Here is a 24,780-nt window from a genome sequence, read left to right as displayed (position 1 = left end):
TTTTTCTAAGCTGCGTCAGGCCTGGATCGCGACCATTGCCGGTTGGGTGTCTAGGTTGGGAACCACGTGCAGCACATGGGCCGAAGGCATTGCCGTCAGGCGTCCCTGGTCCTGCAGCACGTCCATGAAGCTGGCCAGCGAGATCGGGCGGTGGTACAGATAGCCCTGCATGGTGGTGCAGCCGTTCGCCTGCAGGTAGCGCGCCTGCACCTCGGTCTCCACGCCCTCGGCCACCAGGTGCAGGCCGAGGCCGCGCGCGATCGAGATGATCGCCAGGATCACCGGGTAGTGGCCGTTCTCGTCGTGGATCTCCTTGACGAAGGACTGGTCGATCTTGATCGTGTGGATAGGGAAGCGGTGCAGGTACGACAGCGACGAATAGCCGGTGCCGAAATCGTCGATCGCCACCGACACGCCCAGCTGGCACAACTTGTTGAGCTGCTCGATCGCGTACTGCGGATTGCGGATGCAGATGTTCTCGGTGATCTCGACTTCGATCTGCGCCGGCGAAATGCCGTAGCGCGTCAGCGCGCCGCGCATCTTCTCGAAGAAGTCGCCGCGGTCCAGGTATTGCGGCGACAGGTTCAGCGACAGGCGGATCGCCTCGCCGCCGGCCGCGTTCCACTGCAGCAGGTCGCGGCACAGCGCGCCCAGCATCCAGTCGGAGATCGGCAGCATCAGGCCATTCTCTTCGGCGAACGGCAGGAACTCGCCGGCTGACAGCAGCCCGCGCTGCGGATGGTTCCAGCGCATCAGGCCCTCGGCGCCGATGATGCGGCCGCTGGCCACGTCGACCTGCGGCTGGTAGTACATTTCCAGCTCGTTCAACTCCAGCGCCTTGCGCAGGCTCTGCTCCAGCGCGATCTTCTGGTGCGACACGTCGAGCATCGAGTTGTGATAGAAGCTGTGGCCGTTCTTGCCCAGCGCCTTGACCTGGTACATGGCGATGTCGGCGTGGCGCAGCAGCTCGTCGATGGTCTCGCCGTCGCCCGGATAGATCGCGATGCCGATCGAGGCCGAGATATGCACCTCGTGGCCATCGAGGTCGAACGGCTTGTGCAGGCTTTCGAGGAATTTGTCGGCGATCGCCTTGGCGTCCTGGCGGTCGCGCAGTTCCGGCAGCACGATGGTGAATTCGTCGCCGCCCTGACGCGCCAGGGTGTCGCCGCGGCGCAGGCAATCCTTGAGGCGGGTGGCCACCTGCTGCAGCAGCTCGTCGCCCTTGACGTGGCCCAGCGTGTCGTTGACCAGCTTGAAGCGATCGAGGTCGACGAACATCACCGCCAGCTCGGTCAACTTGCGCTTGGCCTGGATCACGGCCAGGCCCAGACGGTCCTTGAACAGCATGCGGTTGGGCAGGTCGGTCAGAATGTCGTGGTAGGCCTGGTAGGAGATCACTTCCTCGGCGCGCTTGCGGTCGGTGATGTCGCGCGCCACGCCGTAGGTGCCGAAGAACTCGTGCTTCTTCACCTCGTGGTCGGGGATGTGCATGCCGATCGCGTTGAGCGAAATCGTCATCAGCGTGTTGTTGAAGGTACGCTCGATGCCGCTGCCGGTGTTGCACTTGAGGCGCAGCTCGACGTTGCGCGACGCCCGTTCGTCGACGCGGCGCTCGTTGAAGGCGTAGCGCGCGCGCTCCTGGTCTTCGTCGTGCACCAGCACCGAGTAGTGGCGGCCGATCAGCTCCTCGCGGGTAAAGCCCAGCAGCTGCTGCACGCGGTCGTTCACGAAGGTGAACTTGCCCTCGTGGTTCAGGGTGTAGATGATGTCCGGCGAGCTGTCCACCAGGTAGCGGTACATCTTCTCGGAGTTTTCCAGCTTGGAGGCGATGCGCTCGTTGTCGATCGCCAGGCGGCGCTTTTGCAGCGCGTTCTCCACCGTCTTGAGCAGCTCCTCGCGGCTGTAAGGCTTGCGCAGGTAGTCGTAGGCGCCGCGTTTCAGCGCGCCGATGGCCGCCTCGATGCCGACATCGCCGCTCATGACGATGACGTCGCCGTCGATCTCCTTGGCGTTGATGAAGTCCATGATCTCGTGGCCGCTCATGTCCGGCAGGCGCAGGTCGAGCAGGATCAGGTCGAATTTGAGCCTGGTCAGCTGGGCCAGCGCTTCGCTGCCGCAGGTCGCCGTCACCAGGTGGTAGTCGCGGTCGCGCAGCAGTTCATACAGGGATGACAGCAAACGCGGCTCGTCGTCGACGAGCAGGATGCGCGGGCAGTTATCGGTGGAGAGGACGACGGGGGCGTGGTCGTCCGGGGCGGCAGCGGTGAGGCTGGCTGGGTTCAGGTTCATCATGGCCTTAAACTGAATCCATCGCCCGCGTTTGCACGCCGGCGACTTGACTGGTGCTGCCACGGGCGGGCAGCAGGATTTCGAAGGTGGTACCCGTTTTACCGGAGCGGCAGGTGATCAGACCCTGCATTTTCTTCACCAGGCTGTGGACGATGGACAGGCCCAGGCCGTGGTGTGCGCCTTCCTTGGTGCTGCGCACTGCGGAGAACAGATTGGCCAGCACCTCGGCCGACAAGCCCGGACCGGTATCGCTGACCACCAGTTCCAGGTAAAGCTTGCGTTCGCGGTTGACGTGGCCGCGGTTAGAGATTTCGATCTTGCCGCCGTCGGCCAGGGCTTCGACGGCGTTCTTGATCAGGTTGACCAGGATCTGCTTGAGCAGGTCGGCGTCGCCGTCGATTTCGGCTGGCTCCTCCTGCATGCGCACCACGATCTGCACCGAGGCCGGCACGAAGTCGGTGGCGCGGAACAGGCGCAGCACGTCGTCCACCACGCGCCCGACATCGGTCACGCGCGAGCTCTCGGTCGGCTGCAAATCGGCCAGGCCGTTGATCAGTTGTCCGACGCGGTCGATCTCCTCGTTCAGGATCGACATCTCGCCCACCACCGGCTCGCGCTTGGCCAGCTTGCCGTCCAGGACCGACAGATAGTTCTTGATGATCGACAGCGGGTTGTTTACCTCGTGCACCACGCGGCGCGAGGCTTCGCGGTATTCTTCGGCCACGTGGGCGATCTGGCGCTTGGTGTGACCGCGCTCGCTGATGGCCGTCTCCAGCGCGGCGGCGGCCTGGGTGCCGAACGATTGCAGGAAGCGTTCGCGCTTCTGGAAGCTGGCCATCTGCCAGGCCGGCGCGCCGCCGATCAACACGCCCAGGCAGCGCTGGTTGGCCACCAGCGGCAGGCACACCATGCTCTCGCTGCCGACGATGCGGAACAGCTGCTCCTCGGCCACGCTCAGGGCTTGGGAATCGCGGCTGACGAAGGTCAGTTTGCGCGCGGTCGCCGCCTCGGCCACCACGCCGCCTTTGTTGAGCGGGATGACCAATTCGGCCAGCCGCTGCTGCTGGTCGCCGGTGGCGGTGCCGTGCAGCGCGTGGCCGGTCGGATTCTCCAGCAGCACCACGGCGTTTTCAAAATCGAACAGAATGCGCGCCGAGCGCGTCATCGCATCGAGCAGGCCGGCTTCGCCCTGCTGGCGCGCGAAGGTCTGGCCCATCTCGGACACCAGCACCATATTGCGCACTTCCTCGGACAGCCGCTGCTGCACCGGATCGACCATCGGCGCCGCATAGGCGGTCGGCGTCGGGATATCGTCGGCGCCGGCCAGGTCGATGCCCAGGTAGGCGGCGGACTTCTCCACCTGGCGGGCGGCGTTGCTGACGATCTGGTCCAACTTTTCCGCATCCAGGCCGCACAGGTGGCCGGCTTCCTCGATGGCCAGCTGCTGGTCTTCGTGGAAGCACAACAGGTGCGCCAGGCGCACCACGCGGATCAGCGGATGGGCCGACTCCACGCGCGAAATCGGTTCGTGGTGATACAGCACGCTGTCGGCCAGGAACGAGTCGAGGTGCCAGCGTTCGATCAGCCAGGCGCCCGCTTCCGAGTGGGTGATTTGCAGCGTGCGTTGTTCGACGGCGCACAGGTCCTCGTCGTCGCGCGCCATGAAGTTGAACGCGTATTCCTTCGGCGCGGTGGCCAGCAGCGCCAGGCGGCCGACGTTATGCAGCAGGCCCGCCAGGTAGGCTTCCTCGACGTGCGGGTACTCCATCTGCCTGGCGATGTCGCGGGCGATAACGGCGGTGGTCAGGGAGCCTTTCCAGAAGCCGCGCAGGTCGGTGCTGCTCGAATGCGGGAAGCTGTTAAAGGTCTGGAAGACGGATTCGCTGATGACCAGCGTCTTGATCATGTCGGTGCCCAGCGACACCAGCGACTGCTCCAGGCCGACCACGCGCGCGTTGCGGTGGTACGCGGAGCTGTTGGCGACGGTGAGGATCTTGCTGGTCATCGCCGCATCCTTGGCGATCAGGGCGGCCAGCTCCGGCATGCCGGCGTCGTCGGCTTGCAAGTGCTCAATCAACTTAATGAGTATCTGCGGCATTGCCGGCAGACGGGCAATCAGCAGGCGATTGCGAATATCATGGTCAGGTTGATGCATCGTATCAAGCGGGTTCTGGGCCGGGTGCGTTGTGCAAAAATCGTGGGAAAAAATCGCTACCAAAAAGTTATACTAACATAAAGTCTTGTAGTAACTTAACAGCAGGTAAGATTTCTTTCTAAACTAACTCAATTTCCTGCCGTTAATAATTATTGGCCCGGATGGCGTAGAAGCATGCTCCGGTAATAGCGCGACGTCAACCAGAAAACGAGAGCAGAGGTACTAAATGCCATCTGTCCTGCGGCTAACCAGAGCACGGAGTGTGATAGGAAGGGTGCAATCACCCCCGCCACCAGCGCGCCCAACAGGGTGGTGGCGAAAGATTGGCAGGAAGCCACCGTGCCGCGGATGTGCGGAAACAAGTCCAATGCCAGCAAGGTCGCGCCCGGCGCGACCACCGACATACCGAAGGTATAAAAAAACATCGGCGCCACCGACCACGGCAGCGCAGGCGGCAGCAACAAGTGGTAGCAAACGTTAAATATCGACGCCGCCAGCAGGAAACAAAAGCCAATACCAATCTGTCGCGAAAATGTCATCTTTCCGGCAATCCGGTTGGCCGCCAGCGCGCCGAGGAAAATCCCGCTCACCGACGGTATGAACAGCCAGCCGAACTGCGAGGCGCCCAGCCCCAGGTGCTGCGGCAGGAACACCGGCGCCGACGAGATGTACAGGAACAGGCCGGCGAAATTGAAGGCCACCACGCCGGACTTCATGTGGAACAGCGGCGAACGCATGATCTCGCCGTAGTTACGCAACAGGAAGTGCGGATTGAAGGGATGGCGCTTCTCTTTCGGCAGGGTCTCCGGCAGGCGCCGGTAGCAGTAGATGAACAGCAGCACGCTGTAGGCCAGCAGCGCCAGGAAGATCGCCCGCCAGTCGAACAGCGTGACCACCCAGCCGCCCAGGATAGGCGCGACGGCCGGCGCGATCGAGAAGATCATCGTCACCATCGACAGCAGCCGCGCGGCGGCGGCGTCATGGTACAGGTCACGGATGATGGCGCGCCCCACCACCACGCCGGCGCCGGACGACATGCCCTGCAGGATGCGGAACACCCACAGGTAGTGCACCGTGTGCGCGGCGGCGCAGCCCAGCGTGCCGATGGCGAACATCGCCAGCGACACCAGGATCACGTTGCGGCGGCCGAAGGCGTCCGACAGCGCGCCGTGCCACAGCACCATGCAGGCGAAGGACAGCATGTAGAAGGTCAGGCTTTGCTGGACCTCGATCGGCGTGGCGTTGAGCGTGGCCTGGATATTCGGGAAGGCCGGCAGGTAGGCGTCGATCGAGAAAGGCCCCAGCATCGACAGCGCGGCCAGCGTGGCGGCCAGCGCGCCGGCGCCGAGGACCTTCATGTGCGACGGCGGCGGTTCCGGCACCTCCGCGACAGGATCTGGGGGAAGATTTGCGGGAGGTGTCGGGAACATGTGGCGTAGTGGTTAGACTTCTTTAGGCTTGGCCGCTTCGCGGCGGTTGAAGCCGGCCACCATGTCGAAGCGGAACAGACGGCATTCCAGCGCGCCGTTGAAGAAAGGCGTCTTGCGCGATTCCTTCAAGCGCAGCAGCTTCGGCAGGCCCAGGTCGGCCGTGAACAGGAACACCGTCCAGCCGGCGAAGCGCTGCTTCAGGGTGGTCGACAGCGCCGAGTAGAAGCTGCTCGCCAGTTCGTCTTCCGGCAGCGTGCTGTCGCCGCGCACGCCGATACGCTCGCCGTACGGAGGGTTGGTCAGCAGGATGCCCGGCTGCTCGGTCGGCGCCTTCACTTCCTGCGCCTCGATCTGCTTGAGCGGCACGTCGAACATGATGCCGGCGCACTTCAGGTTGTGGCGGGTCATCTCCACCATGTCGCCCGAGATGTCGGAGCCGAAGATGGTCGGCGACTCTGGCAGCGGATTGGCCTTGATCGAATTCTTCATCTCGTTCCACGGCGCCGGATCGAAGTCGTTGAAGGCTTCGAAGGCAAAGCGACGGCACGCACCTGGCGGAATGCCCTGCACCATCTGCGCCGCTTCGCACAGGATGGTGCCGGAGCCGCACATCGGGTCGAACAGCGGCATGCCCGGCTTCCATCCCGACACGCGCAGCAGGCCGGCGGCCAGGTTCTCGCGCAGCGGCGCGTCGCCGGTTTCTTCACGCCAGCCGCGCTTGAACAGCGCTTCGCCCGAGGTGTCGAGGTAGATGATGAACTGGCGCGCGTCGAGGAAGCCGACGATGCGCATGTCCGGTTCCTTGGTGTTGACCGATGGACGCTTGTCGAACTGGTCGCGGAAGCGGTCGCAGATCGCGTCCTTGATTTTCAGCGTGGTGAACTCCAGGCTTTTCAGCGGGGACTTGACGGCGGTGACGTCGACGCGGATGGTGTGGTCGTAGGTGAACCAGTCTTCCCACTGCTGCGCCAGCACCAGGTCGTAGATGTCGTTTTCGTTCTGGTAGCCGGTGACGGCCATGCGCATCAGCACGCGCGAAGCGATGCGCGAATGCAGGTTGATGCGGTAGGAATCGAGCAGGTCGCCGGAGCAGTGCACGCCGCCCGGCACCTGGTTGTGCACCTTCAGGGTGGTGCTCAGCAGGGCGATTTCGCCCAGTTCTTCGGCCAACGCCGCTTCCATGCCGCGTGGGCATGGGCAAAAATAGGATGCCATAGGTGTACCTTTTGTCCGTTAAAAAAATTGCGCGCCGCCCGAGTGGCGCGGCGCGATTTACTTCTGCATTGCTCTTTCCAGGAAGTCCAGGCGGTCCTGGCCCCAGAAGCTTTCACCATCCAACACATACCACGGCGAGCCGAATACGCTGACCGCCGTTGCGTCTTCCGTATTGCGGTCATACTCGGCCTGCACGCTGGCCGTCTCCGACGATTTGATCAGCGCCTTGCCATCGAGGCCGCAGCTGCCGGCGATCTGCGCCAGCGTCTCTTCGTCGCCGATGTTCTTGTCTTCCGCCCACAGGCCGCGCATCACCGCGAACGCCAGTTCCAGCGCCACGTCCACACCGTGCGTCAGGCGCGCGGCGATCACCATGCGGCTGGCCATGTCCGGCGACACCGGGAAAAACTTCGGCTGCACGTTCAGCGGAATGCCGAGGAACTCCGACCAGCGCGTCAGCTCGACCAGGCGGTAGGCCTGGCGCTGCGGCGCGCGCTTGGCCAGCGGCAGGCCGCCCGACACGCCGAACACCTTGCCCAGATCGACCGGACGCACTTCAACCTGCACACCGTTCTGGCGCGCCATGGCGACAAAGCGCGCATGGCCCAGATAGGTCCACGGCGAATGGGCGGCGAAAAAATACTGGCAGACTTTACTCATGACGCTCCGATCAGAAGGGTTTGACGACAACCAGCAGTACGATCGCCAGCATCATAAACACCGGCATTTCATTGAAGACGCGATACCACTTGTGACTGCGGGTGTTGACGCCCTTCTCGAACTTTTTCAGGATGCCGCCGCAGGCGTGGTGATAACCGATCACCAGCACCACGAACAACAGCTTGGCGTGCAGCCAGTGCGGCATCTGCGCGCCGTACTGCATCCACACCAGGATAGCGCCGAACACCACCGCGAACACCGACAGCCACATCGAAAAACGATACAGCTTGCGCGCCATCGTCAGCAGGCGCTGGGTAGAGACCTCGTTGGTCTCCATCGCCAGGTTGACGAAGATGCGCGGCAGGTAGAACACACCCGACATCCAGGCGATCACGAAGAAAATGTGCAGCGCTTTAATCCAGAGCATATGTCTCCTTATTGACGGATTTCGCCGTGACCGAACACGACGTACTTCAGCGAGGTCAAACCTTCCAAACCAACCGGGCCGCGCGCGTGCAGCTTGTCGTTGGAGATGCCGATCTCCGCGCCCAGGCCATATTCGAAACCGTCGGCAAAGCGCGTCGACGCGTTGATCATCACCGACGCCGAATCGACTTCGCGCAGGAAGCGCATGGCGTCCGTGTGGTCTTCGGTGACGATGGCTTCCGTGTGTTTGGACGAGTAATGGTTGATGTGCTCCATCGCCTCGTCGATGCCGGCGACGATTTTCACCGACAGGATCGCGGCCAGGTATTCGGTCGACCAGTCTTCCTCGGTCGCCGCCACCAGGTGCGGGTAGCCAGCAGCGGACAGGATCGCCAGCGCTTCCGGATCGGCGCGCAGCTCGACCTGCTTGGTCGCGTACAGCTTGGCCAGTTCCGGCAGCACCGCAGGCGCGATCGCGCGCGCCACCAGCAGCGTTTCCATGGTGTTGCAGGTGCCGTAGCGGTGGCACTTGGCGTTGAACGCGATGTCCAGCGCCTTCTTCATGTCGGCCTTGGCGTCGATGTAGACGTGGCAGATGCCGTCCAGGTGCTTGATCATCGGCACCGTCGCCTCTTCGATCAGGCGCGCGATCAGGCCCTTGCCGCCGCGCGGCACGATCACGTCCACGTACTGCGGCATGGTGATCAAGGCGCCGACGGCGGCGCGGTCGGTGGTGTCGACCACCTGCACACCATCGGCCGGCAGGCCGGCGCCCAGCAGGCCTTCCGTGACCAGCTTGGCCAGCGCGCGGTTGCAGTGGATCGCTTCCGAGCCGCCGCGCAGGATGGTGGCGTTGCCGCTCTTGATGCACAGGCCGGCCGCGTCCACCGTCACGTTGGGACGGGATTCGTAGATGATGCCGATCACGCCCAGCGGCACGCGCATCTGGCCGATCTGCAGGCCGGACGGGCGGAACTTCAGGCCCGAGATTTCGCCGATCGGATCGGGCAGCGCGACGATCTGGCGCAGGCCTTCCACCATCGTCGCGATGGCCTGGTCGGACAGCGCCAGGCGGTCCAGCATGGCCGGCGCCAGGCCGTTGGCGGCCGCCGCGTCCATGTCGAGCTGATTGGCGGCGCGCAGTTGCGGCGCCTCGCGTTCGATCGCGTCGGCGATCAGCGTCAGCGCGCGGTTGCGGGTCGCGCTGTCGGCACGGGCCATGGCGCGCGATGCCTTGCGCGCCTGCTGACCCAGTTGTTCCATGTAGTGCTTGATATCCATAGCTAGCTTTCCTAACCGCGTGCGACCTTGAGTGCCAGCTGCAGCATCGAATCCCACGCGTCGCCGGCGTGCGCTTTGGCGCGCAAGCCCTTGATCATCTTGTCGACCTGCGCCGCGTCCCGCATCGCCGCTTCCAGTACAGGCAGCGAGATGCGGCGCAGCGCCGGCTCCATCATGCGTTCCTTCGGTCCCCAGATACGATACTCCTTGAGCAGCGCACCCAGCGGACGGCCCTGCGCCATGCCCGCCTTGAGCTTGAGCAGCGTGCGGATTTCCTCCGACACGGCCCACAGCACCAGCGGCAGCGCCTCGCCCTCGCCCTTCAAGCCTTCCAGCATGCGCACCAGACGCGCCGGATCACCCGACAGCATCGCTTCACTGAGCTTGAACACGTCGTAACGCGCCACGTTCAGCACCGCATCGTGCACCTGCTCGTAGGTCAGCTTGCCCGGCTCGTGCAGCAAGGCCAACTTCTGTATCTCCTGATGGGCCGCAAGCAGATTGCCTTCAACGCGATCGGCGATGAAATCGATGCTCTGTCTATCCGCGCTTTGCCCTTGTGCGGCAAGGCGCTGGCCTATCCAATTGGGTAACTGCGCCCGTTCAATCTGGGCGATGTCGATATACACCGCCGCCTGCTGCAGACTGGCGACCCAGGCCGCCTTCTGCGTCTGCCAATCCAGCTTGGGCAGCGTGATGAGGGTCAGGTTGTCCGGACTCAGATCTTTCACATAATTCTGCAGCGCCGCGCCGCCATCCTTGCCCGGCTTGCCGGTCGGGATGCGCAACTCGATCAGCTTCTTGTCACCGAACAGCGACAGCGCCTGGTTGGACGCCAACAGCTCGCCCCACTTGAAGCTGCGCTCCACGGTCAGCACGTCGCGCTCGGAATAGCCTTGCGCGCGCGCCGCCTTGCGGATCTTGTCGGCCGCCTCCAGCGCCAGCAGATGCTCGTCGCTGGTGATCACGTACAGCTGGGACAGCGACTTCGTCAAATGGCCGTCCAGCGCTTCCAACCTTAGTTGCATCGCGCGTCCTTACTGGCCGAGGGCCGGCGGCGGCGGCAGCGACACCTGCAGCGGCTTGATGGCCGCGATGCGGCGCATCATCTGCTGCACCAGGTCGGTCTGCATATCCTTGTACAGCAGCGCTTCTTCCTGTTCCTTCGCCAGCAACTGGGTTTCGTTGAAGTCGATCGGGCGGGTCAGCAGGATCTGCGTGCGTCCCAGCAGCTCCTTGCCCTGCTTGTCCAGCACGCGGAACACGATGTTGTACGACAGCAGATACTGGCTCACGCGGCCGTTGCGGTTCAGCGTCAGGATGGTCTTGGAGCGGGTTTTTTCGGGGTCGGACAGCACCTCGATCACGCCGTCCGCATCCTTGGCCGCGCTGACGACGGTGGTGCCGCCGTTGGCGCGGATATTGCGCTTCAAATCGATCGCCAACGGCGACGCTTCCGGCAGTCCGACGTACATCGACGGGAACGGCAGCGTGTAGTGGCCGCCGTCGCCGCGCAGATGGAAGCCGCAGGCCGACACGGTCAGCGCCACGGCCAGCACGGCGCCGGCCAGCCGGCCGCGCCGGAACAACTCGGAAGTAGTAAGCATGTGCTATCCAGTTAAACCACGATGTTGATCAATTTGCCCGGCACCACGATGATCTTCTTCGGCGTGCCTTCGATGAACTTCTGCACCGCTTCGTTGGCCAGGGCCGCCGCTTCGATGCTCGCCTTGTCGGCGGTCTTGGCCACCACCACGCTGCCGCGCAGCTTGCCGTTCACCTGGATCATCATTTCGATCTCGGACTGCTCCAGCGCCGCAGGGTCCACTTGCGGCCACTGCACGTTGAGGATGTCGCCATGCGCCTTGGCGTAGCCCAGTTCTTCCCACAGCACGTGGGTGACGTGCGGAGCGACTGGGTTCAGCAGGCGCAGGAAGATCGCGTAGCCTTCGGCGATCGACGCGGCATCCGCGTCCTTGGCCGATTCCAGCGTGTTCAACATCTTCATGCAGGCCGACACCACGGTGTTGTACTGGATGCGCTTGATGTCGTAGTCGGCCTGCTGCAAGACCTTGTGCAGTTCGCGGCGCAGGGCTTTGCCGGCGTCCGTGGTGGCGACGGCGGTCAGCGGCGCGCCGGCGGCGGCGATGGCTTCGCGCTGCGCGTAGCCGAACGCCCACACGCGGCGCAGGAAACGGTTGGCGCCTTCGACGCCGCTGCCCGACCATTCCAGCGTCTGTTCCGGCGGCGATGCGAACATGGTGAACAGGCGCGCGGTGTCGGCGCCGTACTGGTCGATCTGCGCGGCCGGGTCGATGCCGTTGTTCTTCGACTTCGACATCTTCTCGGTGCCGCCGATGTTGACGGCAAAGCCGTCGGCCTTCGAGGTCGCGCCTTGCGGGCGGCCCTTGTCGTCCAGCGTCAGGTCGACGTCGGCCGGATTGAACCAGGTCTTCTTGCCGGCCGCGTCTTCGCGGAAGTAGGTCTCGTTGAGCACCATGCCCTGGGTCAGCAGGTTGACGAACGGCTCGTCGAACTTGACCAGGCCGAAGTCGCGCATGATCTTGGTCCAGAAGCGCGCGTACAGCAGGTGCATGACGGCGTGTTCGATGCCGCCGATATACTGGTCCATCGGCATCCAGTAGTCATTGCGTTCATCGACCATGGCCTTGTCGGCGCCCGGCGAGGTATAGCGCATGTAGTACCACGACGAATCGACGAAGGTATCCATCGTATCGGTTTCGCGGCGCGCAGGCTTGCCGCACTGCGGGCAGTCGCACTTGAGGAAGGCTTCGTATTTGTTCAGCGGATTGCCGGTACCATCGGGTACGCAGTCTTCCGGCAGCACCACCGGCAGGTCTTTTTCCGGCACCGGCACCACGCCGCAATCGGCGCAATGGATCATCGGGATCGGCGTGCCCCAGTAGCGCTGGCGCGAGATGCCCCAGTCGCGCAGGCGGAAGGTGATCTTCTTCTCGCCCAGGTTCTTGGCGGCCATGTCGGCGGCCACGGCTTCGACGGCTTCGGCGTAACGCAGGCCGTCGTACTTGCCGGAGTTGGTGACGATGGAGATGTCCTTGTCGCCGTACCATTCCTGCCAGGCTTCGGTGGAGAAGTCCTTGCCTTCGGCTGTGATGACCTGCTTGATCGGCAAGTTGTATTTTTTGGCGAAGGCGAAATCGCGCTCGTCGTGCGCGGGCACACCCATGACGGCGCCGTCGCCGTAGGTGATCAGCACGTAGTTGCCGACCCAGACCTCGACCTGCGCGCCGGTCAGCGGATGGGTGACGAACAGGCCGGTCGGCATGCCCTTCTTCTCCATCGTCGCCATGTCGGCTTCGATCACGGAGCCCAGCTTGCACTCGGCGTTGAAGGCGGCCAGCGCCGGATTGGTCTGCGCGGCGTGGATCGCCAGCGGGTGCTCGGCGGCCACGGCGCAGAAGGTCACGCCCATGATGGTGTCCGGGCGGGTGGTGAAGACGTACATCTTGCCGTCCTGGATCAACTCGCCGTCGGCGCCCTTGATCTGGTGCGGGAAGGCGAAGCGCACGCCGGTCGACTTGCCGATCCAGTTGGTCTGCATGGTGCGCACGCGCTCAGGCCAGCCTGGCAGCTTGTCGTCAACGTAGGCCAGCAGCTCGTCGGCGTAGTCGGTGATGCGGGCGTAGTACATCGGGATTTCGCGCTTTTCGATCAGCGCGCCAGAACGCCAGCCGCGGCCGTCGACCACCTGCTCGTTGGCCAGCACGGTCTGGTCGATCGGGTCCCAGTTCACGGTGCCGGTCTTCTTGTAGATGATGCCTTTTTCCAGCATCTTCAGGAACATCCACTGGTTCCACTTGTAGTATTCCGGCTTGCACGCGGTCATTTCGCGCGACCAGTCGATCGCCAGACCCATCGACTCCATCTGCTCGCGCATGTGGGCGATGTTGGAGTAGGTCCACTGCGCCGGCGGCACGTTGTTGGCCATCGCCGCGTTTTCCGCCGGCATGCCGAACGCATCCCAGCCCATCGGCATGAGCACGTTGTAGCCGTTCATGCGCAGGTAGCGGTACATCACATCATTGATCGTATAGTTGCGGACGTGGCCCATATGCAGCTTGCCCGATGGGTAAGGCAGCATCGAACAGGCGTAATACTTCCCTTTCGGGAAACGCGGGTCGTGCTCGACGGCCTTGTAGGCGTCGATGGCTTTCCAGTGGGATTGAGCGGCTTTTTCTACGTCAGCGGGACTATATTTATCTTGCATGATGGTGTGCGGCCAATAAGTGAATATGAACCGGACATTATAACCCAGGGGGTCAAGTCTGACATTCGGACACGGCCTCTGCTGCACTGCGGAAGAGCCCGTGTCCGAATGTCAGACTTGACCCCCGGGGTATACTGGGCGGATGTATTATCGCGAATATCCTCCCCACCCGGCGCTGGCCGCGCATGTCGAGTGCATGTGGGCCGCCTGCGCGCCGGGCGGCGCCCATACGCATCGGGTGCTGCCGGATAACTGCGTCGACATCCTGTGGCAGGACGGCGGACGGCCCGGCTTCGCGGTCGGCATGATGAGCAGCGCCATCCTGGTCGCCAGCGGCGGGCCGCTGCGGACGGTGGCGGTGCGCTTCAAACCCGGCGCGGCGGGCGCCTTCCTGGCGGCGCCGCTGCACGCGCTGACCGACCAGCGGGCCGATATCGACCTGCTGTGGGACCGCAGCGATGCCGAACGGCTGGCCGACGCGCTGTGGACCTGCGAACTATCCGACCGCGAGCGCATCGCCCTGATCGAGCATCAGCTGCTGCGGCGGCTGCGCGCGGACGGCGCCGGACAAGCGGGCGATCCGGGCGACCTGCTGATCCGCCGCGCGCTGGCCGCGCTGGACGCCAGCGGCGGCGTGCTGCGCATCGAAGACCTGGCAGCGCAGCTGGGCGTGTCGCGCCAGCACCTGGCGGCGCTGTTCCGCGCGCGGGTCGGGCTGTCGCCCAAGCTGTATGCGCGCATCTGCCGCTTCCGCCGCGCCACGGCCGCGCTCAAGGCCGAGCCGTCGCCTGACTGGGCGCAACTGGCTTTGGCCTGCGGCTATTTCGACCAGTCGCACCTGATCCACGATTTCCAGGAATTCGCCGGCAGCGCGCCGGAACGCTTCCTGCTGGCGGCCTAGCTTCCATTTTTACAATCGCGCCCGCCGCCATTGTGCCAAGATGGTGTTTTCAACATCTCAGTGGAGACAAGCATGATCAAGGGATTACGCACCGTGGCCTACCCGGTCGCCGACCTGGCAGCCGCCAAGGCCTGGTACAGCAAGGTATTCGATACGGCACCCTATTTCGACCAGCCGTTCTACGTCGGCTTCAACGTCGGCGGTTTCGAGCTGGGCCTGATCCCGGACGGCAAGCCGGGCCAGACCGGCAGCATGGTCTACTGGGGCGTCGACGATATCGCCGCCGAAGTCGAGCGCATCGTCGCGCTGGGCGCCACCGTGCACGGCGCGATCCAGGACGTCGGCGAGAACATCAAGACGGTCGAACTGGCCGATCCGTTCGGCAATTTGCTTTGCCTTATTGACAACCCGCACTTCGACTTGAAAGCGGTGCGCTAGCGGTTGTGGCAGAATACGCGGCTTAAAAAATGAAAGAGGTAGTCCCATGTCCCGTCGCAACGCCAACCTGATCAAGTCGCCCGAGCAAATCGTCCTGGCGCGCGTCGCCGCCCAGCTGGCGGCCGACGTGCTGACCATGATCACGCCGCACATCAAGGCGGGCGTCAGCACGGCCTACCTCGACCAGCTGTGCAACGACTACATCGTCAACGTGCAGCAGGCGATTCCGGCCAACGTCGGCTACGGCGGCTTCCCGGCCACCGTGTGCAGCTCGGTCAACCATGTGGTGTGCCACGGCATTCCGGCGGAAGACCACATCCTCAAGGATGGCGACATCATCAACATCGACGTCGCCGTCATCCGCGACGGCTGGCACGGCGACACCAGCCGCATGTACTACGTCGGCGAGCCGTCGAAGGCGGCGCGCAAGCTGGTGGAGACCACTTATTCGGCGATGTGGGCCGGCATCCGCGCCGTCAAGCCGCGCGCCACCCTGGGCGACGTCGGCTTCGCGATCCAGACCATCGCCGAGAAGGCCGGCTACAGCGTGGTGCTCGATTACTGCGGCCATGGCATCGGCATGGTCTACCACGAGGAGCCGCAGGTGGCGCACTACGGCCGTCCGGGCCAGGGCGTGGTACTCAAGCCGGGCATGCTGTTCACGATCGAACCGATGATCAATGCCGGCAAGGCGGCGACCAAGGAATTGAACGATGGCTGGACCGTCGAGACGCGCGACAAATCGCTGTCGGCGCAGTGGGAACACATGGTGCTGGTGACCGAGACCGGCTACGAGGTGCTGACGCTGGCACCGGGCGAGACCGGCGCCAAGGCGCTGATCCCGAACGCCGTGCCGGCCGGCGCGGTTAGCGCAGCGTAAGTTTCAGGGCCGGCTTCTCGCCGTAGTCTTCGTAGCGCTCGTTGATGCCGGCCACGCAGTAAGTCATCTCTTCCAGGATATCCGGGACGGCCGCCTTCATCGCCTCCGCGCCCGTGATGACGATTTCCAGCACTTCGTTCGGCTTCAGGCGGAACTTGCTCATGCCGTCCTCGTCGCGCAAATAGCTGAGGCAATCGACCCAGGCGTCCATGGTGTTGGCGTAGCCGTCGGGGAAGCCCAGCGCGGCCTTGCAGGCGGCGTGGAAGGCGTCAAAGTCGGTGATCGCCGCGCCGTTCAGTTCTGCGGTTGCCATTATTTTTTTCCTTCTCTTTTGGGGTCGGTGACGAAACCCAATTTCGTTAATCCATTCGACTGCGCGGCCGCCATCACCTGGGCCACCACTTCGTAGCGGGTGTCCTTGTCGGCGCGCAGTTGCAGTTCCGGTTGCGGCTCCAGCTTGGCCGCTTCGACCAGGCGCGCTTCCAGCACGCTCTGCTCGACCGGGTCGTTATTCCAGAAGATCTTGCCGGCGCCGTCGATCGACAGCGTGACCGTCGCGGCCTGCTGCGGGCTGGCCTGCGCCTGTGCTTTCGGCAGGTCCAGCTTGACGGCGTGGGTGAACATCGGCGCGCTGAGGATGAAGATCACCAGCAGCACCAGCATCACGTCCACCATCGGCGTGACGTTGATGTCGGCCATCGGGCCGGGATTGCGGTGGTGGTTGAATGCGCCAAAGCTCATGCTCGCTCCTCTTAAAGCGGGGGGTCAAGTCTGACATTCGGACACGTGCTCTGCCGTAGCAGCCGCTACGGCAGAGCACGTGTCCGAATGTCAGACTTGACCCCCTCCGTTACTTCGTCAAATACGCGTGCAGGTCGTGGGCGAAGGCGTCCAGCTCGGCCAGGGTCAGCCGGTTGACGCGGTTGAATCCGTTATACGCCAACACGGCGGGGATCGCCACCGTCAGGCCGATGGCGGTCATGATCAGCGCCTCGCCCACCGGGCCGGCCACTTTGTCGATCTGCACCGTGCCGCTGGCCGATACATTGGCCAGCGCATGGTAGATGCCCCACACCGTGCCCAGCAGGCCGACGAAGGGCGCGGTGGCGCCGATCGACGCCAGCAGGGTCAGGCCGCCTTCGAGGCGGTTGGTGGAATGCTGGATCGCCACCCGCAGTACGCGCGTGACCTGGGCCGCATGGCCCATCTCGCCGCCCAGTGAAGAGCGGCCGGCGGTCTTCAACTGCGCGGCGCCTTGCTGCGCCAGCGGCAGGAACACTTGTTCGGGATCGGCCAGCGTCAGCGCGGCCACGCCGTCCTGCATCGACGGCGCCTCCCAGAACGCCTGCACCGCCGGCGCGCCGCGGCGGATGCGCCACGCGGCGTAGCTCTTGGCCAGGATGAAGAACCAGCTCACCAGCGACATCGCCAGCAACACCAGCGCCACGATGTGGCTGATGGTGTCGCCCTGCTCCCAGTAGCTGGCCAGGGTGAAGTGGTTGGGCGTCATCAGTTCAGCGCCAGCACGTCGTTCATGTCGTACAGGCCGGTGGCCTTGTCGGCCAGGAAGCGGCAGGCGCGCAGCGAGCCGTGCGCGTAGGTCACGCGGCTGCTGGATTTGTGGCTGATCTCGATGCGCTCGCCGGTGCCGGCGAACAGCACCGTGTGGTCGCCGACGATGTCGCCGCCGCGAATGGTGGCGAAGCCGATCGACGACGGATCGCGCTCGCCGGTCACGCCTTCGCGCGCGTAGACGGCGCAATCCTTCAAGTCGCGGCCGAGCGCGTCGGCCAGCACTTCGCCCATCTTCAGCGCGGTGCCGGACGGGGCGTCGACCTTGTGGCGGTGGTGGGCTTCGATCACTTCGATGTCGTAGCCGGTCGACAGCGCCTTGGCCGCCTGCTGCAGCAGCTTGAGCGTAACGTTGACGCCGACGCTGAAGTTGGGCGAGAACACGATGGCGGTCTTCTTGGCCGCCTCGGCGATGGCGGCCTTGCCGGCGTCGTCGAAGCCGGTGGTGCCGATGATCATCTTGATGCCGTGCTCGGCGCAATAGGCCAGGTGCTCCAGCGTGCCTTCGGGGCGGGTGAAGTCGATCAGGAACTGCGCGCCGGCCAGGCCCTTGGCCAGCTCGGACTCCACCGGCACGCCGGCCGGTTTGCCGAGGAAGGCGGCGGCGTCGCTGCCGACGTTGGCCGAGCCGGCGCGGTCCAGCGCGCCGGACAGGGTGGCGTCGGGCGCGTCGAGCACCGCTTCGATCAGGATGCGGCCCATGCGGCCGCCGGCGCCGGCGATGGCGATGTTCAGGTCTGTCATGCTTCGGTCCTCGTGCTTATTTCTTGTCGTTGTTCACCGTGACGCCAACCGGCGAGGCGGCGGCGTTGTCGCTGCCGGCCGGGATGGACGAGGTATTGCCCACCGGACGCGCATCCGGCACGCTCAGGTCCTTCTTGACCTTGGGCGCCGGGCCGGCGATGCGGGCGATGTATTCTTTTTCGGTCGGCAGGTTGCCGCCTTCCCAGCGCGCCACCTTGCCGTCCTTGTCGAAGAACACGATCACGCGGCTGGTGGTGATTTCGCCGTTGCCCTTGGCCATGCGGAAGGCGTAGTCCCAGCGGTCGGCGTGGAACGGGTCGGCCAACAGCGCGGTGCCGAAGATGAAGCGGACCTGGTCGCGCGTCATGCCGGCCTTCAGCTGCGACAGCATCTCTTCGGACACGAAGTTACCCTGCTGGATGTCCGGGCGATACGGCGAGAAGAACCACATGAACTTCTGCAGCTTGGTGATGGTGGTCGTTTGCGCGCCCTTGTTGGCGTCCAGCGTGGTGCCGGTTTCCTTGACGTCGGTCGATTTCTCGCCCAGCGTGGTGTTGGACGCACAGCCGCCCACGGCCAGCGCGACGCAAACAGCGCCGGCGAGCAGCGGCGCGCGGCGGGTGAAACGGTGCAACAAAGACTGCGATAAAGCCTGGGTGACGCGCATGGTTGTCCTCAATCTGATCGAGCGGAAGTGCCGAAAAACGCTATATCATAAAGCACAAGGTGCGAGATGGGGCTGCGCGGGCACTCGGAGAGATCGCATTATCCAGCAAATCCGGAACTATGTCCTTGTTTTATAAAGATTAATTGTAAAACATTGCAAATGTAAATTTCACGCGGGAGGGCGCGTCTCGCGTCGAAGGTGCGGCGCCTGTCGGAGTGCGTTAAACTGTCGGCTCACAATCGCCAACCACTCAAAGAGTCGACATCATGAGCAACAATCCTACCGACCTGAAGGCCAGCGGCCTGAAAGCCACGCTGCCCCGCCTCAAGATCCTGGACATCTTCCAGAACAGCGAAGTGCGCCACCTGACCGCCGAGGATGTCTACAAGATTCTGCTGTCCGACAATATGGATGTGGGTCTGGCGACCGTGTACCGCGTGCTGACCCAGTTCGAGCAGGCCGGCCTGCTCAACCGCAACCATTTCGAGACGGGCAAGGCGATTTTCGAATTGAACGAAGGTTCGCACCACGACCACCTGGTGTGTCTCGATTGCGGCCGGGTGGAGGAATTCTTCGACGAGGAAATCGAATCGCGCCAGCAGATCATCGCCAAGGAGCGCGGCTTCAAGATCGCCGAGCATGCGCTGGCGATCTACGGCAACTGCACCAAGACCGCCTGCCCGCACCGCCAGTAAGCCTATCCAAAACCTCGGGGGTCAAGTCTGACATTCGGACACGAGCCCTGCCGTAAGCTGCTTTACGGCAGAGCTCGTGTCCGAATGTCAGACTTGACCCCCTGACCCCCGCTTAGTTGTGGCTCAGCGCGTTCGATAGCAGCTTGGCCGTGATGTCGACGATCGGTATCACCCGCTCATACGCCATGCGGGTCGGGCCGATCACTCCCAAGGTGCCGACGATCTTGCCGTTGGCCATGTAGGGCGCGGTGACCACGCTCATCTCGTCCATCGGCACCAGGCTCGATTCGCCGCCGATGTAGATCTGCACGCCGCTGGCCTTGCTCGAGACGTCGAGCAACTGCATCAAGCCGGTCTTCTGCTCGAACATGTCGAACATCTGCCGCAGCGACGTCATGTTCGACGACAGGTCGCTCACCGACAGCAGGTTGCGCTCGCCGGAGATGACCATGTCGTCCGAGCTGTCGGCCATCGCCTCGCTGCCCGCCTCCACCGCCGCCTGCATCAGCCGCCCCATGTCGTCGCGCAGCTGGCGCACTTCGTTTTGCAGCCGCATGTGCACTTCGTCGAAGGCCAGGCCGCCGTAGTTCTGGTTGATGTAGTTGGCCGAGTGCACCAGCTGCGCCGGGCTGTAGTCGACGTCGGTCAGCAGCAGCCGGTTCTGCACGTCGCCGGTCGGGCCGACGATCACCAGCAGGATGCGCTTCTCCCCCAGCCGCAAAAACTCGATCTGTTGGAACACCGATTCGCGCCGCGGACTGAGCACCACGCCGGCGAACTGCGACAGCGACGACAGCATCTGCGCCGCGTTGGCGATCATCTTCTGCGGCTGAGGCGCCTGCAGCCGCATGCGCCCTTCGACCGATTGCTCGTCGAGGTGCTGCACCGTCAGCAAGGTGTCGACAAAGATGCGGTAGCCGCGCGGCGTCGGCACCCGCCCGGCCGAGGTGTGGGGACTGGCGACGTAGCCCAGCTCCTCCAGGTCGGCCATGATGTTGCGGATGGTCGCCGGCGACAGGTCCAGCCCGGAGATCTTGGACAGGGCGCGCGAGCCCACCGGCTGCCCGTCCGCGATGTAGCGTTCGACGAGGGCCTTGAGCAGGGTTTGTGCGCGTGGTTCGAGTTGCATGTTCATTCACTGATGGTATTTCCGCTTATTATGCACGCTCTGCGCCGGACAGGGGCCGCGGCGTGGCGTCAATGCCGCATTTGCCCGCGCACCCAGGCCAGAAGTGCATCGAAACTGGCACAGATGGCGTCCGGCGCCACGCCGGCCTCCAGGTGCGCCGTGCTGCCGGCGCGGTTCATCCACACCGCCCGCAGGCCGGCGCCCTGCGCGCCCTGCACGTCCAGCCGCAGGTCGTCGCCGACGTAGACCGCGTCCTGCGGCGCCACGCCCATCGCCGCGCAGGCGGCCAGGAAGATGGACGGGTCGGGCTTGGCGCGGCCGAAGCGCGACGAGGCCAGCACGGTGTCGAAATGGTGCTGCAGGCCGATGACTTCAAGGTCGGCGTTGCCGTTGGTGATCACGCCCAGCCGCAGCAGCGCCTGCAACTCGGCCAGCGCCGGCACCACGTCGGCATACGGCGTGACGGCGTTGCGCCGCTCGTGGAAATGGCGCATGGCGCCGTCGATGTGGGCGGCGTCGGCGCCGGCGTCGGCGAAGGCCTGCTCTAGCGCCACGCGGCGCAGCTGGTACAGGTCGACCACCAGCTCGGGACGCTGCTCCAGCAAGGCCATGCGGCGCGCGCGCAGCTCGGCGATGGAGTAGCGCTGCGTCACTTCGGGCGCGTGCTCGGCCAGCCAGGCGTGCCAACTGGTTTCCGCCGCCGCGATCACCGGGGCGATCGGCCACAGGGTGTCGTCAAGGTCGAACAGCAGGGCGTGCGGGCGGCGATAGTTCATGGCGGGCAGGGGAAAATGTGGAATCCGCGTATTGTCGCACCGATCGCCGCTTGGCGACGAGCCGGCAACGACCCGGCGACGGCATGGTAAATTACCGGATTCCCCTGCTGGAGCCGCCGTGCCTTTGACCATGTTTGTGACGATTTGCCGCCGCTGGGCGGCGCCCCTGCTGAGCGCCGTGCTGGCCGGCTGCGCCACCGTCGGCCAGGCGCCGGCGTTTTCCTCCTTCGTGGTGCTGGGCGAACAGGGCGCCGCCGTGGCGCGCGTGCTGATCGCCGCGCCAGCCTGCCCCGACATCGTCATCGACCAGCGTCCGCGGCCGATGGCCGTGCGCGCGCCGGCCGCCACCCTGGCGCTGCGCAGCACGCCGTCGGCCCCGGCCGACTCCAAGCCGGCCGCCTTCCCGCTGCTGACCTGCGAGGCGCCGCTGCCGGCCGCCGGCAGCTATCGCCAGGCGAGCGTGCTGGGCCGGGTATTGCCGCTGCCGACGCCGGCGCCGCGGCGCATCGTCGTGCTCGGCGACACCGGCTGCCGCCTGCAAAAAAACAGCCACAGCTACCAGGCCTGCAACGACGGCGCCGCCTACCCGTTCGCCGCCATCGCCGCCGCCGCCGCCGCGTGGCGCCCCGAGCTGGTGATCCACGTGGGCGACTACCACTACCGCGAAAACGCCTGCCCGGACGGCAACGCCGGCTGCGCCGGCAGCCCCTGGGGCTATGGCTGGGACGCCTGGAACGCCGATTTCTTCGCGCCCGGCGCGGCGCTGCTGCAGGCGGCGCCGTGGGTGATGGCGCGCGGCAACCACGAAAACTGCCTGCGCGGCGGCCAGGGCTACTGGCGCCTGCTCGATCCGCGCCCGCTGCTGCCCGGCCGCGACTGCAACCTCGCCGCCGACGACGCCGTCGGCAATTACAGCGATCCCTACGCCGTGCCGATCGGCCAGGACACCCAGCTGCTGGTGCTCGACAGCGCCAGCACCAGCTGGAAGGGCCTCAAGCCGGGCGAGCCGGGCTACGACAAGTACCGCGAGCTGTACCGCAAGCTGGAGGCGCTGGCGCGGCAGGCGCCGCGCAACCTCGGCATCGTCCACCATCCGCTGCTGGGCATGGGCGCCGACCGCAAGGCCGACGGCGCCACCGTGCTGCTGCCGGGCGACGCCGGCCTGCAGCAGGCGTTCGGCTCGCTCAACGCGCAGCTGCTGCCGGACGGCATACAGGCGATGCTGTCCGGCCATGTGCATCTGTGGGAGCAGGTCAGCTTCGCCAGCGGCCATCCGAGCCAGTTCATTTCCGGCTTTTCCGGCACCGCCGAGGACACCGTGCCGCTGCCGGAACGCTTGCCGGACGGCGTGACGCCGGCGCCGGGCGCGCAGGTCGAGCAGTTCAGTTCCTGGGTCGACGGCTTCGGCTTCATGAGCATGGAGCGGCTGGGCGCCGACCAGTGGCTGGTGCAAGTGCACGACCAGCAAGGCCGGGTGCGCAACACGTGCCGGCTCGACGGCAAGCGTTCGCGCTGCGCGCTGGCGCAGGTCCGCTAGGCCGCGCCGCGGCCGCAAGTGTCACAAGCTGTTACATCGCTTAGCGGCCCGGCCTGAGCAAATGCACTAAAATACGGGCCATTCCGTGTAAGATGCTGCACCCGAGGTTTGCCGGGCCCTATTCGTTTTGGAGAGAGAATTTTATGAAAAGTTTGTATCTGCGTTCGGGCCTGGCCCTGGTGTGCGCCGCCTTGCTGAACGCCTGCGGCGGCGGCAATGGCAACCTGGCCCTGTCCGGCGGCATCAGCGGCCTGACCAAGCCCGATCTGGTCCTGATCAACAACAAGACCGGCGAAAAACTGCCGATCGCCGCCGGTGCCACCGGCTTTGTGTTCACCAAGCTGGCCGCGGTCGATGAGGAATTCGATATCCAGGTCTTCGCCGGCCCGACCGGCGGCAGCTGCAAACCGATCGGCACCAGCAACGTCGGCAAGGCCAACGCCTATACCTCGGGCCAGATCGGCTTCGCCTGCCAGGCCAACCCGTGGACGCTGGGCGGCACCGTGAGCGGCCTCAGCAGCACGGGCCCCGCCAACACAGGCCTGATCCTGGCCAACGGCGCCGACACCGTCAGCGTGCCGCGGCCGGCCACCGCCGGCGCGCCGGTCTCGTTCACCTTCGGCAACACGGTTGGCGACGGTTCGCCCTATGGCGTGACCGTGCTGGCGCAGCCGAACAATCCGGCCCAGACCTGCACGCTGGCCAGCAACGTCGGCACCATGCCGGCCGGCGGCTTCCTCGGCGTGACCGTCACCTGCAACTAATTCTCGCGCCGGCCCGCATCGCGCTGGCCGGCCGATCCGCCTCTTTTTGGAGTAATTGATGAAATTTTCGACTTTGAGCGCCGTAGCGGCGCTGATGCTGGCCGCCGCGCTGTCCGCCTGCGGCGGCAAGGCCCAATTCGCCGTGCAGGGCGCGATCAGCGGCCTGGGCAACCCTGGCCTGGTGCTGGCCAACGGCGCCGACCAGTTGCCGGTGGCGGCCGGCGCCACCAGCTTCGTGATGCCCAAGCAAATCCCGTACGGCACCGAGTACAACGTCACCGTGCTGGCCAATCCGGCGCACCAGACCTGCCAGCCGTTGAATGGTTCCGGTTCGGCCGGCCATACGGTGGCGATCGCCGTGACGATCCAGTGCGCCCAGAACAGCTACTCGGTGGGCGGCCCGTTCGTCGGCCTGTTCAACAAATCCGAGGCCATCCCCGCCAGCGGCAGCACCGCCGCGGTGGCGGCCGTCCCGCGCGTCGTGGTGCTGCTGAACGGCTCCACCGGCGGCCAGGTCTCGGTGTCGAGCGCCGCGGCCACGGATACCGTGCTGGGCAAGGGCGAGTACGAGTTTGCGTCGCCGGTGGCCGACGGTTCCGCCTACGGCGTGACCATCCTGTCGCAGCCGGACGACCTCAATTGCTCGCTGGCCAACAACAGCGGCGTGGTCAACGGCGCCAAGGTCAGCAACGTGACACTGAGCTGCAAACCGAAGTAATCCAGAGGGCCGCGGCGCGCGGAATGCACGGCGCGGCGGCCGGACAGTTATGCGTTATCGTGATGTTCGATATTCGAAAAATAAATTTGCGTTATATACCGCGCTGCAGCATAATTGACTTGTCTCCTCCACTTCTTGCAAAGGAATTGGATTTAGCCCGCTTTCACCAGCGGGCTTTTTTTTTATACGGGGGTCAAGTCTGACATTCGGACACGGCCTCTGCCGTAGGCGGCGCCTACGGCAGAGGCCGTGTC

Annotated in this window: 24 protein-coding genes; 7 read left to right on the top strand and 17 right to left on the bottom strand. The window is 64.8% G+C overall.

The window, feature by feature from the left end; translation table 11 throughout:
• Window positions 1-15: 15 nt before the first annotated feature.
• From KVP70_RS23470 to leuS, 10 genes are all read right to left on the bottom strand, one after another.
• Complete coding sequence (locus KVP70_RS23470; RefSeq protein WP_217944829.1) at window positions 16-2,289, bottom strand: putative bifunctional diguanylate cyclase/phosphodiesterase; 2,274 nt, start codon at window positions 2,287-2,289, stop codon at window positions 16-18.
• 7 nt (window positions 2,290-2,296) lie between these two features.
• Window positions 2,297-4,387 carry an HDOD domain-containing protein gene (locus tag KVP70_RS23465; RefSeq protein WP_217944827.1) on the bottom strand — a complete coding sequence of 697 codons (2,091 nt, stop codon included), beginning with the start codon at window positions 4,385-4,387 and terminating at the stop codon, window positions 2,297-2,299.
• Between the two features lie 206 nt (window positions 4,388-4,593).
• A complete protein-coding gene (locus KVP70_RS23460) occupies window positions 4,594-5,874 on the bottom strand; it encodes a multidrug effflux MFS transporter (protein ID WP_217944825.1) in 1,281 nt (426 codons plus the stop codon).
• Window positions 5,875-5,886: 12 nt separating this feature from the next.
• A complete protein-coding gene (locus KVP70_RS23455) occupies window positions 5,887-7,089 on the bottom strand; it encodes a THUMP domain-containing class I SAM-dependent RNA methyltransferase (RefSeq protein WP_416053874.1) in 1,203 nt (400 codons plus the stop codon).
• Window positions 7,090-7,146: 57 nt separating this feature from the next.
• Complete coding sequence (locus tag KVP70_RS23450) at window positions 7,147-7,749, bottom strand: 2-hydroxychromene-2-carboxylate isomerase (RefSeq protein WP_217944823.1); 603 nt, start codon at window positions 7,747-7,749, stop codon at window positions 7,147-7,149.
• 10 nt (window positions 7,750-7,759) lie between these two features.
• Window positions 7,760-8,176, bottom strand: coding sequence for a CopD family protein (locus tag KVP70_RS23445; RefSeq protein ID WP_026333971.1), 417 nt, complete (start codon window positions 8,174-8,176; stop codon window positions 7,760-7,762).
• Window positions 8,177-8,184: 8 nt separating this feature from the next.
• Window positions 8,185-9,456, bottom strand: a complete 1,272-nt coding sequence (locus tag KVP70_RS23440) for a glutamate-5-semialdehyde dehydrogenase (RefSeq protein WP_217944822.1) — start codon at window positions 9,454-9,456, stop codon at window positions 8,185-8,187.
• An 11-nt stretch (window positions 9,457-9,467) separates the two neighbouring features.
• Complete coding sequence (gene holA / locus KVP70_RS23435) at window positions 9,468-10,484, bottom strand: DNA polymerase III subunit delta (RefSeq protein WP_217944820.1); 1,017 nt, start codon at window positions 10,482-10,484, stop codon at window positions 9,468-9,470.
• 9 nt (window positions 10,485-10,493) lie between these two features.
• A complete protein-coding gene (locus KVP70_RS23430; protein ID WP_217944818.1) occupies window positions 10,494-11,063 on the bottom strand; it encodes an LPS-assembly lipoprotein LptE in 570 nt (189 codons plus the stop codon).
• Window positions 11,064-11,074: 11 nt separating this feature from the next.
• On the bottom strand, window positions 11,075-13,705 hold the full coding sequence (gene leuS / locus KVP70_RS23425) for a leucine--tRNA ligase (RefSeq protein ID WP_217944816.1): 2,631 nt from the start codon (window positions 13,703-13,705) through the stop codon (window positions 11,075-11,077).
• A 142-nt stretch (window positions 13,706-13,847) separates the two neighbouring features.
• Here leuS and KVP70_RS23420 point away from each other — a divergent pair, with 142 nt between their 5' ends.
• The 3 genes from KVP70_RS23420 to map all read left to right on the top strand — a co-directional run bounded on the left by KVP70_RS23420 (window position 13,848) and on the right by map (window position 15,924).
• The gene (locus KVP70_RS23420) at window positions 13,848-14,606 is read left to right on the top strand and encodes a helix-turn-helix domain-containing protein (protein WP_217944814.1); all 759 of its coding nucleotides are present in this window, start codon (window positions 13,848-13,850) and stop codon (window positions 14,604-14,606) included.
• 72 nt (window positions 14,607-14,678) lie between these two features.
• Window positions 14,679-15,044: a VOC family protein gene (locus KVP70_RS23415; RefSeq protein ID WP_217944812.1), complete on the top strand. Its 366-nt coding sequence runs from the start codon at window positions 14,679-14,681 to the stop codon at window positions 15,042-15,044.
• Between the two features lie 46 nt (window positions 15,045-15,090).
• Window positions 15,091-15,924 carry a type I methionyl aminopeptidase gene (map, locus tag KVP70_RS23410; protein WP_217944810.1) on the top strand — a complete coding sequence of 278 codons (834 nt, stop codon included), beginning with the start codon at window positions 15,091-15,093 and terminating at the stop codon, window positions 15,922-15,924.
• On the opposite strand, the gene KVP70_RS23405 is transcribed toward map, so the two are convergent.
• From KVP70_RS23405 to KVP70_RS23385, 5 genes are all read right to left on the bottom strand, one after another.
• Window positions 15,911-16,237 carry a barstar family protein gene (locus KVP70_RS23405; protein ID WP_217944808.1) on the bottom strand — a complete coding sequence of 109 codons (327 nt, stop codon included), beginning with the start codon at window positions 16,235-16,237 and terminating at the stop codon, window positions 15,911-15,913. The two genes, map and KVP70_RS23405, sit on opposite strands and share 14 nt — an antisense overlap.
• A complete protein-coding gene (locus tag KVP70_RS23400; protein WP_217944806.1) occupies window positions 16,237-16,665 on the bottom strand; it encodes an ExbD/TolR family protein in 429 nt (142 codons plus the stop codon). Before KVP70_RS23400 ends, KVP70_RS23405 begins: the two co-directional genes overlap by 1 nt.
• A 109-nt stretch (window positions 16,666-16,774) precedes the next feature.
• Window positions 16,775-17,434 (bottom strand): MotA/TolQ/ExbB proton channel family protein, encoded by a 660-nt coding sequence (locus tag KVP70_RS23395; protein ID WP_217944804.1) that lies wholly within the window; start codon window positions 17,432-17,434, stop codon window positions 16,775-16,777.
• Window positions 17,434-18,240, bottom strand: a complete 807-nt coding sequence (dapB, locus tag KVP70_RS23390; protein WP_217944802.1) for a 4-hydroxy-tetrahydrodipicolinate reductase — start codon at window positions 18,238-18,240, stop codon at window positions 17,434-17,436. Before dapB ends, KVP70_RS23395 begins: the two co-directional genes overlap by 1 nt.
• Window positions 18,241-18,256: 16 nt before the next feature.
• Complete coding sequence (locus tag KVP70_RS23385; protein ID WP_217944800.1) at window positions 18,257-18,907, bottom strand: outer membrane protein assembly factor BamE; 651 nt, start codon at window positions 18,905-18,907, stop codon at window positions 18,257-18,259.
• A gap of 266 nt (window positions 18,908-19,173) precedes the next feature.
• Between KVP70_RS23385 and fur the strand changes: the two genes are divergently transcribed.
• Window positions 19,174-19,602: a ferric iron uptake transcriptional regulator gene (gene fur, locus KVP70_RS23380; RefSeq protein WP_217944798.1), complete on the top strand. Its 429-nt coding sequence runs from the start codon at window positions 19,174-19,176 to the stop codon at window positions 19,600-19,602.
• 112 nt (window positions 19,603-19,714) lie between these two features.
• Here the strand turns inward: fur and hrcA are convergent, their stop codons facing one another.
• Both hrcA and KVP70_RS23370 read right to left on the bottom strand, forming a co-directional pair.
• A complete protein-coding gene (gene hrcA, locus KVP70_RS23375) occupies window positions 19,715-20,731 on the bottom strand; it encodes a heat-inducible transcriptional repressor HrcA (protein ID WP_217944797.1) in 1,017 nt (338 codons plus the stop codon).
• Between the two features lie 68 nt (window positions 20,732-20,799).
• Window positions 20,800-21,507 carry an HAD family hydrolase gene (locus KVP70_RS23370; protein ID WP_217944795.1) on the bottom strand — a complete coding sequence of 236 codons (708 nt, stop codon included), beginning with the start codon at window positions 21,505-21,507 and terminating at the stop codon, window positions 20,800-20,802.
• Between the two features lie 118 nt (window positions 21,508-21,625).
• On the opposite strand from KVP70_RS23370, the gene KVP70_RS23365 reads away from it, so the two are divergent.
• From KVP70_RS23365 to KVP70_RS23355, 3 genes are all read left to right on the top strand, one after another.
• Window positions 21,626-23,044 (top strand): metallophosphoesterase, encoded by a 1,419-nt coding sequence (locus tag KVP70_RS23365; RefSeq protein ID WP_262311777.1) that lies wholly within the window; start codon window positions 21,626-21,628, stop codon window positions 23,042-23,044.
• Between the two features lie 143 nt (window positions 23,045-23,187).
• Window positions 23,188-23,808: a hypothetical protein gene (locus KVP70_RS23360; RefSeq protein ID WP_217944794.1), complete on the top strand. Its 621-nt coding sequence runs from the start codon at window positions 23,188-23,190 to the stop codon at window positions 23,806-23,808.
• Between the two features lie 58 nt (window positions 23,809-23,866).
• The gene (locus KVP70_RS23355; RefSeq protein WP_217944792.1) at window positions 23,867-24,526 is read left to right on the top strand and encodes a hypothetical protein; all 660 of its coding nucleotides are present in this window, start codon (window positions 23,867-23,869) and stop codon (window positions 24,524-24,526) included.
• The last annotated feature ends 254 nt before the right edge of the window (window positions 24,527-24,780 follow it).

The sequence above is a fragment of the Duganella violaceipulchra genome (genome assembly GCF_019166075.1).
In the GTDB taxonomy this organism is placed as follows: Bacteria; Pseudomonadota; Gammaproteobacteria; order Burkholderiales; family Burkholderiaceae_D; genus Rugamonas; species Rugamonas violaceipulchra.
The sequence above is the reverse complement of the archived record's forward strand: the minus strand, read 5'-3'. Positions and strand labels throughout refer to the sequence as shown.

What these genes read in the sequence shown, in the direction of transcription:
- KVP70_RS23470 (WP_217944829.1), bottom strand. Translation starts at nt 2,289, where the DNA reads ATGAACCTGAACCCAGCCAGCCTCACCGCTGCCGCCCCGGACGACCAC.
- KVP70_RS23465 (WP_217944827.1), bottom strand. Translation starts at nt 4,387, where the DNA reads ATGCCGCAGATACTCATTAAGTTGATTGAGCACTTGCAAGCCGACGAC.
- KVP70_RS23460 (WP_217944825.1), bottom strand. Translation starts at nt 5,874, where the DNA reads ATGTTCCCGACACCTCCCGCAAATCTTCCCCCAGATCCTGTCGCGGAG.
- KVP70_RS23455 (WP_416053874.1), bottom strand. Translation starts at nt 7,089, where the DNA reads ATGGCATCCTATTTTTGCCCATGCCCACGCGGCATGGAAGCGGCGTTG.
- KVP70_RS23450 (WP_217944823.1), bottom strand. Translation starts at nt 7,749, where the DNA reads ATGAGTAAAGTCTGCCAGTATTTTTTCGCCGCCCATTCGCCGTGGACC.
- KVP70_RS23445 (WP_026333971.1), bottom strand. Translation starts at nt 8,176, where the DNA reads ATGCTCTGGATTAAAGCGCTGCACATTTTCTTCGTGATCGCCTGGATG.
- KVP70_RS23440 (WP_217944822.1), bottom strand. Translation starts at nt 9,456, where the DNA reads ATGGATATCAAGCACTACATGGAACAACTGGGTCAGCAGGCGCGCAAG.
- holA (WP_217944820.1), bottom strand. Translation starts at nt 10,484, where the DNA reads ATGCAACTAAGGTTGGAAGCGCTGGACGGCCATTTGACGAAGTCGCTG.
- KVP70_RS23430 (WP_217944818.1), bottom strand. Translation starts at nt 11,063, where the DNA reads ATGCTTACTACTTCCGAGTTGTTCCGGCGCGGCCGGCTGGCCGGCGCC.
- leuS (WP_217944816.1), bottom strand. Translation starts at nt 13,705, where the DNA reads ATGCAAGATAAATATAGTCCCGCTGACGTAGAAAAAGCCGCTCAATCC.
- KVP70_RS23420 (WP_217944814.1), top strand. Translation starts at nt 13,848, where the DNA reads ATGTATTATCGCGAATATCCTCCCCACCCGGCGCTGGCCGCGCATGTC.
- KVP70_RS23415 (WP_217944812.1), top strand. Translation starts at nt 14,679, where the DNA reads ATGATCAAGGGATTACGCACCGTGGCCTACCCGGTCGCCGACCTGGCA.
- map (WP_217944810.1), top strand. Translation starts at nt 15,091, where the DNA reads ATGTCCCGTCGCAACGCCAACCTGATCAAGTCGCCCGAGCAAATCGTC.
- KVP70_RS23405 (WP_217944808.1), bottom strand. Translation starts at nt 16,237, where the DNA reads ATGGCAACCGCAGAACTGAACGGCGCGGCGATCACCGACTTTGACGCC.
- KVP70_RS23400 (WP_217944806.1), bottom strand. Translation starts at nt 16,665, where the DNA reads ATGAGCTTTGGCGCATTCAACCACCACCGCAATCCCGGCCCGATGGCC.
- KVP70_RS23395 (WP_217944804.1), bottom strand. Translation starts at nt 17,434, where the DNA reads ATGACGCCCAACCACTTCACCCTGGCCAGCTACTGGGAGCAGGGCGAC.
- dapB (WP_217944802.1), bottom strand. Translation starts at nt 18,240, where the DNA reads ATGACAGACCTGAACATCGCCATCGCCGGCGCCGGCGGCCGCATGGGC.
- KVP70_RS23385 (WP_217944800.1), bottom strand. Translation starts at nt 18,907, where the DNA reads ATGCGCGTCACCCAGGCTTTATCGCAGTCTTTGTTGCACCGTTTCACC.
- fur (WP_217944798.1), top strand. Translation starts at nt 19,174, where the DNA reads ATGAGCAACAATCCTACCGACCTGAAGGCCAGCGGCCTGAAAGCCACG.
- hrcA (WP_217944797.1), bottom strand. Translation starts at nt 20,731, where the DNA reads ATGCAACTCGAACCACGCGCACAAACCCTGCTCAAGGCCCTCGTCGAA.
- KVP70_RS23370 (WP_217944795.1), bottom strand. Translation starts at nt 21,507, where the DNA reads ATGAACTATCGCCGCCCGCACGCCCTGCTGTTCGACCTTGACGACACC.
- KVP70_RS23360 (WP_217944794.1), top strand. Translation starts at nt 23,188, where the DNA reads ATGAAAAGTTTGTATCTGCGTTCGGGCCTGGCCCTGGTGTGCGCCGCC.
- KVP70_RS23355 (WP_217944792.1), top strand. Translation starts at nt 23,867, where the DNA reads ATGAAATTTTCGACTTTGAGCGCCGTAGCGGCGCTGATGCTGGCCGCC.